Origin of the sequence: Tatumella morbirosei (genome assembly GCF_000757425.2) — a bacterium.
GTDB lineage: Bacteria > Pseudomonadota > Gammaproteobacteria > Enterobacterales > Enterobacteriaceae > Tatumella > Tatumella morbirosei.
On sequence record NZ_JPKR02000004.1, the window covers coordinates 505,031 to 522,710 of the forward strand.

A 17,680-nucleotide genomic window follows, 5' to 3' on the forward strand; every position below is an offset into this window, starting at 1 on the left:
ACGATGGCAGAGTTGCAGTTATCTGAACTGAATACGCTGGATAAGTCACAGCAACAACAGGCGCTGGCAGAAGTCAATCAGCATCTGGAAACCCTGAGTGCTGAACAACGGGTGGAATGGGGGCTGGCGAATCTGCCGGGTAATTTTGTACTCAGTTCCAGTTTCGGCATTCAGGCTGCGGTTTGCCTGCATCTGGTGACCCGCCAGCAGCCGGATATTCCGGTCATTTTGACCGATACCGGCTATCTGTTTCCGGAAACCTATCAGTTTATCGACCAGCTGACTTCTCAGTTACAACTGAATCTGCAGGTGTTCCGTGCGACAGAATCAGCCGCGTGGCAAGAAGCCCGTTACGGGAAACTGTGGGAACAGGGCGTTGAGGGTATCGAAAAATACAATACCCTCAATAAAGTCGAACCGATGAACCGGGCCCTGGAAACGCTGCAGGCCGCCTCATGGTTTGCCGGTCTGCGTCGTGAACAATCCCAAAGTCGTGCCGGATTACCTGTGTTATCGGTACAGCGCGGGGTATTTAAGCTTTTGCCGATTATTGACTGGGATAACCGTCAGGTTTACCAGTACCTGAAACAACATGGGCTGCAATATCACCCGTTGTGGGATCAGGGGTATTTATCGGTAGGGGACACCCATACCACCCGTAAATGGGAACCCGGTATGGCAGAAGAAGAAACCCGCTTTTTTGGTCTGAAGCGGGAGTGTGGCCTGCACGAAGGCTAACCCAACTGCCGCCGGTGTTTAGCCGGCGGTAGTGTTCATTTGCCTGATAAACGGCAGCAATATACTGATAACCTCACGGCTGCGTTTTGCCAGCCGGCCCGGCATCCGCTGGTCTATGTATTCCAGATTATCTTTGTCGGTCAGATCACCCAGTAAGGTTGCCTGGCGGCGATGTCCATCACTGTCTGCGGTGACCAGCAGGTAAGGCAGCCCTGCTTTATCGAACGGCGTAGCCTCGCGATTATCCGCGCCACTGAGCCGGGTCGCATGGGCCGGTATCCCCAACCGGTGTGCAATCGCCAGTGCTTTACCGGCGCTATCTGCCTGCTCTGTGGCGGAGGTTTTGACGCCACTGACAAAATCCAGGCGTTTACCGGCGATGAGCTCATCCAGATTGATGACTAACCGCGTGTTTTGTCGCTCGTTATCACTCATCCGGGAAAGGTAATTTTCCATGCCCTGCATGCTATTTTCGGTGGCACTTAGCGCCACAAACCGGATGCCATAACGCAGACGGTCATTCGACAGCTGCTTCGCCAGTTCCAGCATGACACCCAGTGCAGCAGCATTGTTATCCACTCCCTGCAAACGTAATCCGCCAATATCCTGTTGCTGCTGGCGGGTATTTTCTGGGATGCGGGTATCAAGGTGAGCCATAATGACTATCTCACCGGGTAACAGGCCATTTTTGGCTGCGATAACCGAAGTCGCCGTCACCTTCTGCAGGACCGGCTCACCAGACTGAGGCTGCCAGCGGTAGGCGGTATTCTGCTGACGTGTGTCACTCTGGTATCCCAGTCTTTTAAGGTGCTGATTAATATATTCTGCAGCCATTAGCTCGGCGGGGCTGCCGGCCATCCTTCCCGGAAACAGACTGGCAATTTGTCGGGTTTGTTGGTTAGCATACTGCCCGATGGATGTCGTGGACGCCGCGATGGCACTGAAACTCAGGCCGCAACAGAGTGCCAGCAGGCAGGCTCTGTGGCGGAAAGGGGCTGGCATAGTACAGATTCCTCTGGGATAAAGGGCAAAGCCGGAATAGCGGTTAGTATGAAACTCTGTCAGGTAATCCGCCATACCTGTTTATCCGAAAGCCTGGCTGTTTTGTGCTGTTTTTAAAGGCCTTGATTTGTATATATATTCCATTCTGTTACTGCTCATTCCAAAACGACATTTCAATACCGGCTGGTCAGTCGTATAGTGCCTGTTATTCAGAATAAAAATACCAGGGATACTGTGGATTATCTTCCAGTCTTTGCAGACCTCACAGGCCGGCCAGTTTTAGTGGTGGGCGGTGGGGATGTTGCTGCGCGAAAAATTCACCTGTTGCGTCGCTCAGGTGCCGTCATTCAACTGGTTGCTCGTGAGTTATGTCCAGAACTGCAGGAACTCCACCAGCAACAGGAGATCCAATGGCAGGCCACGGAGTTTGCCGAACAGCAGCTGGATACCGTCTTCCTGGTGATTGCTGCGACCGATGATTCGGCGCTGAATCAGCGGGTGTTTGAGGCGGCTGAGTTACGGCAAAAACTGGTGAATGTGGTGGATGATCAGTCCCGTTGCACCTTTATTTTTCCTTCGATTGTTGACCGGTCTCCGCTGGTCGTCGCTATCTCTTCCGGCGGGACTGCACCGGTTCTGGCGCGGATCTGGCGCGAAAAACTGGAGGCATTATTGCCGGTAAGCCTCGGAGATATGGCCCGGATTGCCGGCCAGTGGCGGGATAAGGTGAAACAGCAGTTTCCTTCGATGAAACAGCGCCGTTACTACTGGGAACGGTTACTGGGGGGACGTTTTGGTGCCCTGGTCGCCGCCGGACGCTTTAAAGAGGCGGATCAACTGGCGGAAAGAGAGTTACATCACCAGGATAATCCGAAAGGTGAAATTTATCTGGTGGGTGCGGGCCCGGGTGACCCGGGACTGCTGACTCTGCGTGGATTGCAGGTGCTGCAACTGGCGGATGTGGTGTTGTATGACCACCTGGTGAGCGACGAAGTCCTGGATCTGTGCCGTCGTGATGCCGACAGAATTTGTGTCGGTAAACGTGCCGGTGCGCATCTGGTCATTCAGGAAGAGACTAACCGGTTGTTGGTCAGTCACGCATTACAGGGTAAACGGGTCGTCCGGCTGAAAGGCGGCGATCCGTTTATTTTCGGGCGGGGCGGCGAAGAATTGCAGGTCGCAGCTGAAGCCGGGATTCCGTTTCAGGTGGTACCGGGAATTACCGCCGCTTCCGGTGCGACGGCCTATGCGGGGATTCCGCTGACCCATCGTGATCACTCCCAGAGTGTGTTGTTTATTACCGGACATTGCCGTGCGGGCAGTGAACTGGACTGGCCTTCACTGGCCCGGGCCAGACAGACCCTGGCGATTTATATGGGGGCTGTAAATGCTGCCACCATCAGCAGCCAGTTGATTGCCCATGGGCGGTCAGGGACAACGCCGGTGGCGATTATCAGTCGCGGGACCAGAGCGGATCAACAAATTATAAAAGGCACATTAGCCGGCCTCGAATCACTTGCACAACAGGCGCCTTCTCCGGCGTTACTGGTTATCGGCGAGGTGGTCCTGTTAGGGGATCAACTCGCCTGGTTTCAAACTTCATCATCGCAGCTTCACGAAGACCCGCTGCTGAACCCTTCTGTTTGAGGAACGTTGTATGGATCAAAAACGATTAACTCATCTGCGCCAGCTGGAAGCAGAGAGTATTCATATCATCCGCGAGGTGGCTGCCGAGTTCAGCAACCCGGTCATGATGTATTCCATTGGTAAAGATTCCTCAGTGATGCTGCATCTGGCCCGCAAGGCATTTCATCCGGGAAAATTACCCTTCCCGCTGCTGCATGTGGATACCGGCTGGAAATTTCGTGAAATGTATGAGTTCCGCGACCGCACCGTAAAAAATATTGGTGCAGAGCTGCTGGTGCATCGTAACCCTGAAGGGGTCGCGATGGGGATTAACCCGTTTGTCCATGGCAGTGCCAAACACACCGACATCATGAAAACCGAAGGGCTGAAACAGGCGCTGAATAAATACGGTTTTGATGCGGCATTCGGTGGCGCCCGACGGGATGAAGAAAAATCCCGTGCCAAGGAGCGAATTTATTCGTTCCGCGATCGTTTTCACCGCTGGGATCCGAAAAACCAGCGTCCGGAGTTATGGCACAACTATAACGGCCAGATTAATAAAGGCGAGAGCATCCGTGTATTCCCGCTGTCAAACTGGACCGAGCTGGATATCTGGCAATATATTTTCCTGGAAAATATCGAAATTGTTCCGTTGTACCTGGCGGCTCCGCGTCCGGTGCTGGAACGTGACGGTATGCTGATGATGGTGGATGATGACCGGATCAATCTGCAACCGGGTGAAGAGATTAAGCAACGGATGGTTCGTTTCCGTACCTTAGGCTGCTGGCCGCTGACCGGTGCTGTGGAATCTGAAGCACAGTCACTTCCAGAGATTATTGAGGAGATGCTGGTCTCAACCACCAGTGAGCGTCAGGGCCGGGTGATTGACCGCGATCAGTCCGGTTCGATGGAACTCAAAAAACGCCAGGGATACTTCTGAGGAGACTGCCATGAATGAATTATTAGCACAACAGATTGCCGATCAGGGTGGCGTAGAAGCCTGGCTGACTGCACAACAACATAAAAGCCTGCTGCGTTTTCTGACCTGCGGCAGTGTCGATGACGGAAAAAGTACCCTGATTGGTCGCCTGTTACACGATACCCGGCAGATCTATGAGGATCAGCTCTCTTCACTGCAAAATGACAGTAAACGTCATGGTACTCAGGGTGAGAAACTCGACCTGGCATTACTGGTCGATGGTCTACAGGCCGAACGTGAGCAGGGGATTACCATCGATGTCGCTTACCGCTATTTTTCGACCGAAAAGCGTAAGTTCATTATTGCGGATACTCCGGGACACGAACAGTATACCCGCAATATGGCCACCGGTGCCTCTACCTGTGATCTCTCTATTTTACTGATTGACGCCCGTAAAGGGGTACTGGATCAGACCCGTCGTCACAGTTATATCTCCACGCTGTTGGGGATTAAGCATCTGATTGTGGCAGTGAATAAAATGGATTTGGTGGACTATAGCCAGGAAGTTTTCAACAACATTCAGACCGACTATCTGGATTTTGCCAGTCAGCTACCGGATGACCTGGATATTCGTTTTGTCCCGCTTTCCGCGCTGACCGGCGATAACGTGGTCAGTACCAGCGAAAATATGCCGTGGTACAACGGTCCGGGGCTGCTGGAAATTCTGGAAACCGTACAAATACGCCGCGACACAGAACAGCAGGCCATGCGCTTCCCTGTTCAGTATGTTAACCGTCCAAATCTCGATTTTCGTGGTTATGCCGGTACGCTGGCGTCAGGACAAGTTCGGGTGGGCCAGCAGGTCAAAGTGTTGCCTTCGGGCGTAAAATCGACGGTCGCGCGGATTGTTACCTTTGATGAAGATCTGACCGAAGCTTACGCCGGGGAAGCGATTACGCTGGTGCTGGCTGATGAAATTGATATTAGCCGTGGCGATCTGCTGCTGGATGCCGAAGATACTTTGCAGGCGGTTCAAAGCGCAGAGATTGATGTGGTCTGGATGGCGGAACAACCCCTTAAAGTGGGTAGCAGTTATCAGGTGAAAGTGGCGGGCAAACAGGCCCGTGCCACCATTGATAGTATTTTGCATCAGGTGAACATTAACACTCTGGAAACCTTTGAAGTGGACGAACTGCCACTTAACGGAATTGGCCGTGTGGTTGTGACTTTTGATGAGCCAGTGGTGATTGATGCGTATGCCCAAAATGCGGTGACCGGCGGGCTGATCTTTATCGACCGGTTAACTAATGTGACCGTCGGGGCAGGGATGGTATTTGCGCTGCGTAATACGCCTGAGACACAGGATGCACAGCAATACGGTGCCTTTGAGCGTGAATTAAATGCGTTGATTCGTAAACATTATCCGCATTGGGGTGCCCGCGATATTTCAGGGGGCCGTTAATGGCGGAACATGATGAAAATGTAGTCTGGCATCCGCACACCGTTACCCGTGCGGATCGTGAACAGCGACAGGGTCATCGTGGTGCAGTGGTGTGGTTCACCGGGCTGTCAGGGTCCGGTAAATCCACGCTGGCAGATGCGGTTGAACAGCAGTTGTTTCAGGCCGGGGTAAACACCTTCCTGCTGGACGGTGACAATGTGCGGCATGGCTTATGCCGTGATCTTGGTTTTAGTGATGCCGACCGGAAAGAGAATATCCGCCGTGTCGGTGAAGTCGCCAGACTGATGGCAGATGCCGGGCTGCTGGTACTCACCGCCTTTATCTCGCCACACCGTAGCGAACGGCAGATGGTCAGAGAATTACTGGAAGCGGGGCAGTTTATCGAGGTATTTGTGGATACCCCGCTACATATCTGCGAAGCACGGGATCCGAAAGGACTTTACCGTAAAGCACGTGCCGGTGAACTGACCAATTTCACAGGGATAGATGCTGTTTATGAGGTGCCGGAACAACCGGAATTGCACCTGAATGGCGAACAATTAGTTACAAAACTGAGCGAGGAAATCATCGATCTACTGCGCAGGCAGGATATTATCGATCTTTAAGACGGCGGGGCGTTTCTCAGACCCCGACGGTTACTGACAGGATTGATATGCAGAACGTGACGACCTTACCAGCCAAACAACATGATACCCCCGTAGAGCGGCCGGCGGCTTCTCTTTCCGGGGGGATCATCGGCTTTTTTGCGTATCTTCTGGCGCTGGCGACACCGTTTTTCTATTTCGGTGCCAGCGTGTTGTTCTTCTTTATGTATACCTGGCCTTTCTTTCTGGCACTGCTTCCGGTCTCTGTCATTACGGGGATTGCCCTCAGTATCTGGTTTAATAACCGCCTGGTCCGGACGTTGATATTCACACTTCTGATTGTGATTTCATTTTTCTGGGTGTTATTTTCCTTCCTTGCTGGCTGGAAATAGCCATCAGCCGCGGTTCCCGCGGGACAAAAAAACTGCCTTTGTCGCCCGGGTTTCACGGTCCCACCGTCTGAATTATCATGAAAAACACGACATTTTTCTCTCCACAGTGGAGTCCTGCCAAAAGTTATGGGATGATTGAGCCGTTTTTCAGGGGGCGGGGATGGGAAAACTGACAATATTGTTACTGGTTTTACTTGGCTGGCTACAGTACTCGCTGTGGCTCGGTAAAAACGGTATTCATGATTACACCACAGTAAATCAGGAAGTGGCGGTTCAGCAGGCTGGCAATGCCAAACTGAAAGCGCGAAATGATCAGTTGTTCGCTGAAATCGATGATCTGAACGGTGGTTCTGAAGCTATCGAAGAGCGGGCACGTAATGAGCTGGGAATGATACGACCCGGCGAAACTTTCTATCGTCTGGTGCCAGAGCAAAATAAACGCAACGCGCAATCCGCAATGCCAAACCAACAACGATAAAAAAGACAATAATGAATAGCACCGTATCCCTTCCGGATGTGATTGCTGTAGTCCCGGCCGCCGGCATCGGTAGCCGGATGCAATCCGATCGTCCAAAACAATACCTGACCATTGGCCAACGTACTTTGCTCGAATACAGCATTGTGTCTTTGCTAAGCCATCCGGCGATAAAACAGGTGGTGGTTGCCCTGCATCCCGATGATCGGCAATTCTTCAGGTTGCCGTTATCTGCTGACCCACGAATTCGTACCGTCACCGGCGGTGATTCGCGTGCTGATTCTGTGCGTGCGGGTCTTGAAGCCATTCATGATGCCCGATGGGTACTGGTTCACGATGCGGCGCGACCCTGTCTGCATCCTGACGACCTGCAACGCCTGCTGGAGCTGACTCTCAGTAGCAAGTCAGGAGGCATACTGGCTTCTCCGGTGCGCGATACCATGAAACGGGCTGAACCGCGTAACCCGCTGATTGCCCATACCGTTGACCGCGAAGACCTCTGGCATGCGCTTACCCCGCAGTTGTTTCCGTACCGACTTCTGGCAGATTGCCTGCAGCGGGCGATAGATGAAGGGGCGGTGATCACCGATGAAGCTTCTGCACTCGAACATTGTGGTTACCATCCGCAACTGGTCTACGGGCGCAGTGATAATATTAAAGTGACCCGGCCGGAAGATTTAGCGTTGGCAGAATTCTTTTTAACCCGCATACACTCAGAGGAGAACGCATGATGCGTATCGGCCATGGTTTTGATGTTCACGCATTTGGCGGAGAAGGCCCGCTGGTGATAGGCGGAGTCAGAATTCCGTTTGACCGTGGATTTATTGCACACTCGGATGGTGATGTGGCGCTACATGCCTTAACCGATGCATTGCTGGGCGCGGTGGCGATGGGAGATATCGGCAAACTGTTTCCGGATACTGACCCGGCATTTAAAGGCGCCGACAGCCGTGGGCTGCTGCGCGAAGCCTGGTCACGGATCAGTAGCAAAGGATATCAGATAGGCAATGTGGATATCACGCTTATCGCCCAGGCGCCAAAAATGTTGCCACATGTTGCCCAGATGCGGGTCAACATCGCTGAAGATTTAGGTTGCCATATGGACCAGGTGAATGTGAAAGCCACCACCACCGAAAAACTGGGTTTTACCGGGCGTGGTGAAGGCATTGCCTGTGAAGCTGTAGCATTACTGACGGTGACCGGAAAATGAACATGAATGACCTCCTGTATCTGCATGGTCAGCCGCAGATATCAGGTTTGATAAAAACGGTAGCTGAAGACTTCCGGGTCACCGAAGACCTGGGCTATTCACCTGATGGCGAAGGCGAGCAGTTACTGGTCCGGTTACGTAAAACCGGGTGTAACACCCGCTTTGTGGCCGATGCGCTGGCAAAATATCTGAAAATTCCGGCCAGAGAGGTCAGTTTTGCCGGGATGAAAGATCGTCATGCGGTCACTGAACAGACGTTTTGCCTGCGCTTACCGGGTAAAGATATGCCGGATATGAGTGGTTTTGTGCTGGAGGGCTGTGAAATCCTGCAGGTCAGCCGTCACAAACGTAAAATCCGCACGGGTGCGCTGGCAGGAAATGCATTCAGCCTGATACTTCGCCAGGTCAGTGATCAGGCGGCTGCAGAACAGCGGCTGTCTTTGATTGCCCGTGACGGGGTGGTGAACTATTTCGGTGAGCAACGATTTGGTCGTAACGGCCATAATCTGACCATGGCCAGCCAGTGGGCGAGGGGAGAAATCACGGTTCGTGATCGCAGTAAGCGTAGTTTGCTTCTCTCTGCGGCGCGAAGTGCTATGTTTAATCAGGTAACCAGTGCACGGCTGGCTGCTCAGGGAAATTTGACCACCCTGGTTGAAGGAGATTGCGTACAGCTGTCCGGGCGGGGAAGCTGGTTTGTTGTGACAGCCGAAGAGCTCGATGATGTGCGCCAGCGGTTGCAGCAGGGAGAACTTCGCCTGACCGCACCGCTGGCAGGCAAAGGTTCCGCAGGTCCACAGGCTGAAGCCTTAAGTTTCGAACAACAGATTCTGGACAGACACTCTGAGCTTTGTGCATTGCTGGTCAAAGAAAAAGTGGACGCTGCACGACGAGCCATGCTGGTCGTTCCGAAAGAGTTGCGTTGGCACTGGCTGGACACGACTACGCTACAACTGGATTTCTGGCTGCCTGCGGGGAGCTTTGCCACCAGTATTGTCCGTGAACTTTTACAACAAGGAGGTGGGTTTGAGGATATTGCTGAGTAATGACGACGGGGTATTTGCCCCGGGCATCCAGGTCCTGGCGGGTGAGTTACGGAAAATGGCCGAGGTACAGATTGTCGCTCCGGACCGCAACCGCAGCGGTGCTTCAAACGCCCTGACGCTGGAGTCACCGTTACGAACATTTACTCACAGCAATGGCGATGTTGCGGTATTAATGGGCACCCCAACCGACTGTGTCTTTCTGGGGGTGAATGCACTGATGCAGCCAAAACCGGATATTGTCGTCTCTGGCATCAATGCCGGGCCGAATCTGGGTGATGATGTTATTTATTCGGGCACTGTGGCCGCGGCGATGGAAGGACGCCACCTGGGGTTACCGGCGCTGGCGATTTCGCTCAACGGACAGACTCACTATGCCACGGCTGCTGCGGCCGCCTGCGCGATTTTACAGGCTTTACAACGTGTACCGTTACGCACCGGACGCATTCTGAATATTAACGTCCCTGATCTGCCGATGCAGGAGATTAAGGGCTATCGGGTCACCCGATGTGGCCGGCGGCATCCTTCTGACCAGGTCATTACCCAGAAAGATCCGCGCGGTGAAACTATCTACTGGATTGGTCCACTGGCCGGGGTTCTGGACGCCGGACCGGATACGGATTTTTCGGCTATTGAACAAGGTTACATTTCAATTACCGCACTGGATGCCGACCTGACTGCACATCGTGCTCAGGAAAAACTGGCAGACTGGCTGGAACTGGCTGAGGTTGCATTGCCATGCTGAACAAACGCATTGAAACGTTACTGACATTGCTGCGTAAGCAGGGAATCACTGATGAGCATATTTTACGTGCCATCGCCGACGTCCCGCGGGAACATTTCATCGATGAAGCGTTTGAACATAAGGCCTGGGACAACAATGCATTACCGATTGGTTATGGCCAGACGATTTCTCAGCCTTATATGGTGGCAAGAATGACCGAGCTGCTTGGGCTGACTTCCCGGTCCCGGGTACTGGAAATTGGTACCGGGTCAGGATATCAGACAGCCATCCTGGCTCATCTGGTGGATCATGTTTATTCTGTAGAACGGATTAAAGGACTGCAGTGGCAGGCAAAACGGCGGCTAAAGCAGCTGGATTTGCATAATATCTCTACCCGCCATGGCGATGGCTGGTTGGGCTGGCCTTCCCGTGGTCCATTTGATGCTATTATTGTAACCGCAGCACCCCCGGAGATTCCGGCAGCCTTGTGCGGGCAACTGAGTGAACAGGGCGTGATGGTTCTGCCGGTGGGGGATGAGCATCAGGTATTACGACGCATTCAACGTTCAGGGGATAATTTCATCGACGATGTCATCGAACCTGTACGTTTTGTACCCCTGATTCAGGGTGATCTGGCCTGATATTAATGATTTACTGAACTTTACTTTATCGCGTAGCGTGGCACTGTCAGGATTGTCAGTACCACCCGCCCTTTAAGTGGCCGTCACGACCGGGCAGAAGGAAGGCCTTCTGTACCCGTGGCTGGTCATCACTCTTCCGCTTGTTATCATGGGGGAAAAATGATCACGGGAAGCACACTATTTCAATTTCGCCGTTTTGCGGTAATGGCTATCGCCGCGGCCGTACTGGCAGGATGCAGTTCCGAAAATAATCAGGCCCCAATTTCCGCCATTGGCGGTACTGCAGGTGGACATAGCGGCAGCGCTCCGCTTAACAATTCCGGGCGTGCTGCCGCGCCTCAGATGAACAGCACTGTTCCCTCTGGCCCCGGTAACGGGATGACGGCGGCGTCACCGCGCGTCGAATCTTCCTCTGCTGTACCGGCGCAAGCTCCGGTCCGGACCGAAAATGGCCATATTGTTTACAATCGCAGTTATGGGAATATTCCGAAAGGCAGCTATAATGGACCTACCTACACAGTAAAACGGGGCGATACCCTGTTTTACATTGCCTGGATCACTGGCAATGATTTCCGCGATCTTGCACAACGCAATAATGTCGCGGCTCCCTACAGCCTGAGTGTGGGCCAGGTATTACAGGTAGGTAACAGTTCCGGTCAGCCGATTACCGGTGGCAATGCTATTTCGATAGCTGATTCCTCTCAACCTTCCAAAAATCAATCGGTGACACCTACTCCTCGCACGGTTGCGCAGCAGCCAGTAATTACGTACTCTGAAGATTCTGATGACGAAACAAGCAGTACCGTAAGCAGTGGCAGTAAATTGCTGCCGTCAAAACCACTGGTCACAGGAAGTGCTTCTGCACCGATTACCGCGCCAGCGAATCCACCGACGGCCAGCAGTACTTCAGCCAGTTCAGCGCCAATCACCGGATGGCGTTGGCCGACTGAAGGTAAAATTATTGACAATTTCTCTGCCTCCGAAGGCGGCAATAAAGGTATTGATATTGCCGGTTCCCGGGGACAGCCAGTTGTCGCTACAGCTGCAGGTCGTGTTGTTTATGCGGGTAATGCGCTCAGGGGCTACGGCAACCTGATCATCATTAAACATAATGATGATTACCTGAGTGCTTATGCACACAACGATACGATGCTGGTCCGCGAACAACAGGAAGTGAGCGCAGGACAAAAAATTGCAACCATGGGCAGTACCGGTACCAGCTCAGTAAGATTGCACTTTGAAATTCGTTATAAGGGGAAATCCGTCAATCCGTTGCGCTATTTACCGCAACGTTAACAGGCAGAGCTGAAATGGCTCTGCCCGGGATAAGGGGAGGAGCCATTGATGAGCCAGAATACACTTAAAGTTGATGAGTTACATGAAGATGCGTTTGATGAGAATGGTAATGAGACCTTCGATGAGACTGCACTGGTAGCAAATGACTCTAAAGATGATGAAGTTACGGATGATGACCTGCTATCTCAGACAAGTAATCAACGGGTTATGGATGCAACCCAGCTCTACCTGGGGGAGATTGGATATTCACCCCTGTTGACAGCTGAAGAGGAAGTGCTGTTCGCACGCAGAGCACTGCGCGGGGATGTGGCTGCACGCCGCCGGATGATCGAAAGTAATCTGCGGTTAGTTGTAAAAATCTCACGTCGTTACAGTAATCGTGGGCTGGCGTTGCTGGATCTGATCGAGGAAGGAAACCTTGGCCTGATTCGCGCGGTAGAAAAATTTGATCCGGAGCGCGGATTCCGTTTTTCCACTTACGCGACCTGGTGGATCCGCCAGACTATTGAGCGGGCGATTATGAATCAGACCCGGACCATCCGGTTGCCGATTCATATCGTGAAAGAGCTGAACGTTTATCTGCGTACTGCGCGGGAATTAGCTCACGTACTTGACCACGAGCCAAGTGCCGAAGAGATTGCCGAGCAACTGGATAAACCCGTTGAAGATGTCAGCCGGATGCTGCGCTTAAACGAAAGAATTACCTCAGTAGATACCCCGTTAGGTGGAGACTCTGATAAGGCGTTGCTGGATATCCTGTCGGATGATAACGATACCGGACCGGAAGATCGTACCCAGAACAATGATATGAAACAGAGCATTGTGAAGTGGTTGTACGAGCTGAATCCAAAACAACGTGAGGTTCTGGCAAGACGTTTCGGCTTGCTGGGCTATGAGGCAGCGACTCTGGAAGATGTCGGCCAGGAAATTTCCTTAACCCGTGAACGTGTCCGTCAGATTCAGGTGGAAGGTTTACGCCGGTTGCGGGAGATACTACAGGGACAGGGTTTGAGCATTGAAGCGTTATTTCGCGAGTAACATGGACAGTTAACAGGGAATGTGTATTCGCGAAACAATCCTTTATCATTGATGATGAAAACTGAGAGCAGCCTGTTTCAACAGGCTGCTTTCTTTTTGGCTGCGGTTAAGTGTTAAGCGCAGCCACTACAGATTCAGACCAGATTTTTTAACCGGTATAACCACTCCAGTGCCTGGCGGGGCGACAAACTGTCCGGGTCTAAGGCTTCAAGTGCCTCTACGGCAGGTGAGATCTCACTGGTCAGCAGGTTTAGCTGAGAACCATCGGCATGTGAAGGAGGGTTCTGAGCCGAAATTTGCTCGAGTTCACGCAGTTTTTGTCTGGCCCGTTTTATCACATCTTTTGGTACTCCGGCCAAAGCCGCTACCGCCAGCCCGTAACTTTTGCTCGCCGGACCATTCTGCACACTGTGCATAAAAGCAATGCTGTCACCATGTTCCATCGCATCCAGATGGACATTCTCCACTCCCTCAAGGCTGTCCGGCAATGTGGTCAGCTCAAAGTAATGGGTGGCAAACAAAGTCATCGCTTTAATGCGGTTAGCCAGATTCTCGGCACAGGCCCAGGCCAGTGACAAGCCATCGTAAGTTGAAGTCCCCCGGCCAATCTCATCCATCAACACCAGGCTGTGTGCCGTAGCATTGTGCAGAATATTAGCCGTTTCGGTCATCTCCACCATAAAGGTGGAACGGCCGGAAGCCAGGTCATCGGCAGCGCCCACGCGGGTGAAAATCCGGTCAATAGGGCCCAAAGTCACGGTATCTGCCGGCACATAGCTTCCGGTCCAGGCCAGCAGCGCAATCAGCGCTGTCTGACGCATATAGGTACTTTTACCGCCCATATTAGGTCCGGTAACAATCAGCATCCGGCGCTGCGGAGAGAGTGACAGCGGGTTGGCAATAAACGGCTCTTTCAGCACCTGCTCAACCACCGGATGGCGTCCTTCACGGATAGTTATTCCCGGAGATTCCTGCAGTTGCGGGCAACAATAATTCAGCGTTTGTGCCCGCTCAGCCAGGTTACTGAGCACATCCAGTTCGGCCAGAGCACTGGCACTGAGTTGCAGCGCTTCAAGATGCGGCAGCAGTTGGTCAAAAAGTTCGTCATATAACGCTTTTTCCAGAGACAGCGCCTTGCCTTTGGAAGTGAGAACTTTATCTTCGTATTCTTTCAGCTCAGGAATAATGTAGCGCTCGGCATTTTTCAGTGTCTGACGACGCACGTAATGCATCGGAACCTGATGGCTCTGCCCACGGCTCACCTGAATATAGTAGCCGTGAATGGCATTGAAGCCGACTTTCAGGGTATCCAGACCGAGTTTTTCGCGCTCCCGAATTTCCAGCTTATCCAGGTAATCGGTCGCACCGTCAGCCAGTGCCCGCCATTCATCCAGCTCAGCATTATAGCCGGGGGCGATAACTCCGCCATCACGGACCAGCACCGGCGGGGATTCAATAATGGCCTGTTCCAGCAGTTCACGCAGCAGAGCGAACTCACCACTCTGCTGCGCCAGGGTGGTTAAACGTGGGCTGGTGACCCCCGCCAGCAGTTGCTGAATTTCCGGAAGCTGACGAAAAGCATGGCGCATCCTGGCCAGGTCACGGGGCCTGGCGGTGCGTAATGCCAGGCGAGCCAGTATCCGCTCCAGATCGCCAATCTGATGCAGCAGTGGCTGCAACTGCTCGCTGAGATCCTGTAATTCGGCAATACAGGCCTGGCGACCCAGGATCACCTGCGGATCGCGCAGTGGCATATGCAGCCAGCGTTTCAGCATCCGGCTGCCCATTGGCGTGACCGTTTTATCCAACACTGCGGCCAGAGTGTTATCAGTACCACCGGCCAGATTCTGGGTAATCTCCAGATTGCGGCGGGTCGCAGCATCCATAATAATGGTGTCCTGCTGTCGAACCATGCTTAGCGAACGAATATGGGGCAGAGAGGTCCGCTGGGTATCACGCACATACTGCAACAGACAACCAGCCGCCGGCAGGCCAGCCAGTGATTCTTCCACCCCAAATCCACGTAAATCGCGGGTGCCAAACTGCAGATTGAGTTGCTGCCGGGCGGTATCTGTTTCGAATTCCCATAACGGACGGCGGCGAAGTCCACGTCGCCCGTCTATCAGGGCCATGGCCGTAAAATCTTCAGGGTAGAGTAATTCCGAAGGGTTGGTGCGTTGCAGCTCAGCGGCCAGCGCTTCCTCATTTTCCGGTTCGCTGAGTAAAAAACGCCCCGAACTGATATCCAGCGTGGCATAACCGTAACCGGTGCCTTTCGGACTGGCATAAACCGCGGCCAGCAGGTTGTCCTGGCGTTCATTCAGCAGCGCTTCATCGCTGATGGTTCCCGGGGTGACAATACGTACTACCTTACGTTCTACCGGACCTTTACTTAATGCCGGGTCGCCCACCTGCTCACAGATGGCGACAGACTCTCCTAACTGAACCAGTTTTGCCAGATAGCCTTCCACCGCATGGTAGGGTACCCCGGCCATCGGAATCGGCTGACCCGCAGAAGCCCCACGTTTGGTCAGCGAAATGTCCAGTAACTGCGATGCCTTACGGGCATCGTCGTAAAATAATTCATAAAAGTCCCCCATCCGGTAAAACAGCAGAATTTCCGGATGCTCTGCTTTAAGGCGCAGATACTGCTGCATCATCGGGGTGTGCGAATCTAAGGTTTTGTTGTCAGTCATAGACATAATTTATGTATTCCATTGAATTTTAAATAAATTGTGATTTTAGTTATTATCATTGAGTATCACGTTGTCTGATAAAAAAGTCGCTTAAGCCCTGCTGGTCAGCAAAGGTTGCGCCAGGGGGGTATAACGCCCGGTAAACCCACCACCGACATCAGGCCAGAACCCCGGGATTTTGCCTGTTTAAGTCAGGGGGCGATTCCTGAAATGGATCTTATATGACGGATAAACCGGCAGGCAAACCTTTGTCGTGTAAAGCAGGTGCAATGACGGGAGCCCCGGACAAAAAAAAGCCAGTACGCTTCAGTACCGAAGGCTTGCGGGTCACCTGCAACGCTTCGTCTGTCAGACGCTTTTCCTGTCCCTTATACTATCCTGGTAACCCGTCAGCTGTCACAGGCAAAACCCGGACGTTTGCCGCAAACCTTGTTATTAATGGCGGTAAAACGTTGTAGTAAATTAATTCAGCCATCAGCCGGTATTCTCACTCCGTCAGGTTATTCAGGGATTAACGAGGTCGTTCGCTGTTGTATTCCGCCAGCAAGCGATCTGTGATCTCCCGTACTTCATTCAGTGGGTAATCTCCCCCGAAAAATTGGTGTGTTCATAATTAGAATTCTCTACTAACCTGAATTCAGGGGGATCTTTATGACCCGAAGGGCAGCGAAGCTCACCGGTCACGTTTTACTGACAGCCCGATAATCGCCATTCTTAAGCAGGCGGAAGCGGGTACCCCGGTTCCTGAACTGTGCCGGGAACATGGCATCAGCAGTGCCAGTTTTTATAAATGGCGTTCGAAGCTTGGCGGGATGGATGCTGCCCTTATGTCCCGTCTGAAAGACCCGGAAGAGGAAAACCGTCGTCTCAAAAAGATGTATGCCGAAGAACGGCTTAAATCTGAAATCATTCAGGAAGCCATGGCAAAAAAGTGGTGAGGCCGTCCGACCGGAAATCGATGGCGCAGTATGCAGTCACTTTTAAGGGAGTCAGTGTCCGTCAGGCCTGCCGGATCTTTGCTATCAGTGAATGTTGTTATCGCTATAAGCCCGTACTCCGCAGGGATAATCTGCAAATTTCTGACTGGCTGATTCGGATTACCGATAGTCTGAAAAACTGGGGGTTCGGGCTGTGTTACCTGTATTTACGTAATGTGAAAGGATTTCGATGGAAACACAAAAGGATCTATCGTATCTATCGCGAACTGTCGCTTAATATGCGTATAAAGCCTAAAAAGCGGTTAAAACGTGAAAAGCCTGAGCCATTGTCTGTACCTGAAAGCGGTAACGTAAGCTGGTCTATGGATTTTATGCATGATCAGCTATCAGATGGGCGTTCTGGGCGTCTGCTGAATGTGATTGATGATTTCAACCGCGAAGCACTGGCGATTGAGGTTGATTTTTCACTCCCGGCTATCCGCGTCATAAAAACACTGGAGCAGATCATTGAATGGAAAGGAAAACCCGTATCAATTCGCTGTGACAATGGTCCTGAGTATTCAGGAAATACACTGATGACATGGGCTAAACAGCAAGATATCCGACTCAACTTTATTCAGCCGGGAAAACCGCAGCAGAATGCTTATATTGAGCGTTATAACCGGACAGTACGTTATGACTGGCCTGGTCAGCACCTTTTTTCGTCATTAAATGAATTGCAGGAATATGCGACAAAATGGCAATATTTTTATAATCACCAACGACCGAATATGGCACTGAACGGGTTTACACCGATGCAGCATATTCAGCGTATGGCCTGATTCTACTTATTACCTCCGTTAAAAATGGGGGGATTACCCGGCTACGGTCATATTGTAGGGCGGTAGCAATTTGGC

General features: G+C 52.3%; 17 protein-coding genes. 15 read left to right on the forward strand and 2 right to left on the reverse strand.

Features of this window, described 5'->3' with window-relative positions; all coding sequences use genetic code 11:
• Positions 1-3: 3 nt before the first annotated feature.
• Positions 4-738 (forward strand): phosphoadenylyl-sulfate reductase, encoded by a 735-nt coding sequence (locus tag HA49_RS13575; RefSeq protein WP_038018385.1) that lies wholly within the window; start codon positions 4-6, stop codon positions 736-738.
• An 18-nt stretch (positions 739-756) separates the two neighbouring features.
• Here HA49_RS13575 and HA49_RS13580 read toward each other — a convergent pair whose 3' ends face one another.
• Positions 757-1,815 carry an aminopeptidase gene (locus tag HA49_RS13580; RefSeq protein ID WP_245610202.1) on the reverse strand — a complete coding sequence of 353 codons (1,059 nt, stop codon included), beginning with the start codon at positions 1,813-1,815 and terminating at the stop codon, positions 757-759.
• A 159-nt stretch (positions 1,816-1,974) separates the two neighbouring features.
• On the opposite strand from HA49_RS13580, the gene cysG reads away from it, so the two are divergent.
• The 13 genes from cysG (at position 1,975) to rpoS (ending at position 13,150) form a co-directional block, all read left to right on the forward strand.
• Positions 1,975-3,387: a siroheme synthase CysG gene (cysG, locus tag HA49_RS13585; RefSeq protein WP_038019405.1), complete on the forward strand. Its 1,413-nt coding sequence runs from the start codon at positions 1,975-1,977 to the stop codon at positions 3,385-3,387.
• A gap of 10 nt (positions 3,388-3,397) precedes the next feature.
• Entirely contained in the window at positions 3,398-4,306 is a 909-nt protein-coding gene (gene cysD / locus HA49_RS13590) for a sulfate adenylyltransferase subunit CysD (protein WP_038018387.1), read from the forward strand.
• 10 nt (positions 4,307-4,316) lie between these two features.
• The gene (gene cysN / locus HA49_RS13595) at positions 4,317-5,747 is read left to right on the forward strand and encodes a sulfate adenylyltransferase subunit CysN (protein WP_038018390.1); all 1,431 of its coding nucleotides are present in this window, start codon (positions 4,317-4,319) and stop codon (positions 5,745-5,747) included.
• Positions 5,747-6,352, forward strand: a complete 606-nt coding sequence (gene cysC, locus HA49_RS13600) for an adenylyl-sulfate kinase (RefSeq protein WP_038018393.1) — start codon at positions 5,747-5,749, stop codon at positions 6,350-6,352. Before cysN ends, cysC begins: the two co-directional genes overlap by 1 nt.
• Before the next feature lie 47 nt (positions 6,353-6,399).
• Positions 6,400-6,723, forward strand: coding sequence for a DUF3561 family protein (locus HA49_RS13605; RefSeq protein ID WP_038018396.1), 324 nt, complete (start codon positions 6,400-6,402; stop codon positions 6,721-6,723).
• A gap of 160 nt (positions 6,724-6,883) precedes the next feature.
• Positions 6,884-7,201: a cell division protein FtsB gene (gene ftsB, locus HA49_RS13610; RefSeq protein WP_038018398.1), complete on the forward strand. Its 318-nt coding sequence runs from the start codon at positions 6,884-6,886 to the stop codon at positions 7,199-7,201.
• 11 nt (positions 7,202-7,212) lie between these two features.
• On the forward strand, positions 7,213-7,929 hold the full coding sequence (gene ispD / locus HA49_RS13615) for a 2-C-methyl-D-erythritol 4-phosphate cytidylyltransferase (RefSeq protein ID WP_038018400.1): 717 nt from the start codon (positions 7,213-7,215) through the stop codon (positions 7,927-7,929).
• Positions 7,929-8,408 (forward strand): 2-C-methyl-D-erythritol 2,4-cyclodiphosphate synthase, encoded by a 480-nt coding sequence (gene ispF / locus HA49_RS13620; RefSeq protein WP_038019408.1) that lies wholly within the window; start codon positions 7,929-7,931, stop codon positions 8,406-8,408. The genes ispD and ispF overlap by 1 nt, the downstream gene beginning before the upstream one ends.
• A 2-nt stretch (positions 8,409-8,410) precedes the next feature.
• Complete coding sequence (gene truD / locus HA49_RS13625) at positions 8,411-9,454, forward strand: tRNA pseudouridine(13) synthase TruD (protein WP_156994655.1); 1,044 nt, start codon at positions 8,411-8,413, stop codon at positions 9,452-9,454.
• Complete coding sequence (gene surE, locus HA49_RS13630; RefSeq protein WP_038018405.1) at positions 9,435-10,196, forward strand: 5'/3'-nucleotidase SurE; 762 nt, start codon at positions 9,435-9,437, stop codon at positions 10,194-10,196. Before truD ends, surE begins: the two co-directional genes overlap by 20 nt.
• Positions 10,190-10,816, forward strand: coding sequence for a protein-L-isoaspartate(D-aspartate) O-methyltransferase (locus tag HA49_RS13635; protein ID WP_038018408.1), 627 nt, complete (start codon positions 10,190-10,192; stop codon positions 10,814-10,816). Before surE ends, HA49_RS13635 begins: the two co-directional genes overlap by 7 nt.
• 159 nt (positions 10,817-10,975) lie before the next feature.
• Positions 10,976-12,112 (forward strand): murein hydrolase activator NlpD, encoded by a 1,137-nt coding sequence (nlpD, locus tag HA49_RS13640; RefSeq protein ID WP_038018410.1) that lies wholly within the window; start codon positions 10,976-10,978, stop codon positions 12,110-12,112.
• A gap of 48 nt (positions 12,113-12,160) precedes the next feature.
• Entirely contained in the window at positions 12,161-13,150 is a 990-nt protein-coding gene (rpoS, locus tag HA49_RS13645; protein ID WP_038018413.1) for an RNA polymerase sigma factor RpoS, read from the forward strand.
• A gap of 134 nt (positions 13,151-13,284) precedes the next feature.
• Here rpoS and mutS read toward each other — a convergent pair whose 3' ends face one another.
• Positions 13,285-15,852, reverse strand: coding sequence for a DNA mismatch repair protein MutS (gene mutS, locus HA49_RS13650; protein WP_038018415.1), 2,568 nt, complete (start codon positions 15,850-15,852; stop codon positions 13,285-13,287).
• A 629-nt stretch (positions 15,853-16,481) separates the two neighbouring features.
• Between mutS and HA49_RS13665 the strand changes: the two genes are divergently transcribed.
• Positions 16,482-17,605, forward strand: a protein-coding gene (locus HA49_RS13665) for an IS3 family transposase (protein ID WP_169748781.1) whose coding sequence is annotated in 2 segments (ribosomal slippage) — positions 16,482-16,779 and positions 16,779-17,605 — 1,125 coding nt in all. Because the reading frame shifts where the segments join, the coding sequence is not laid out codon by codon here.
• The last annotated feature ends 75 nt before the right edge of the window (positions 17,606-17,680 follow it).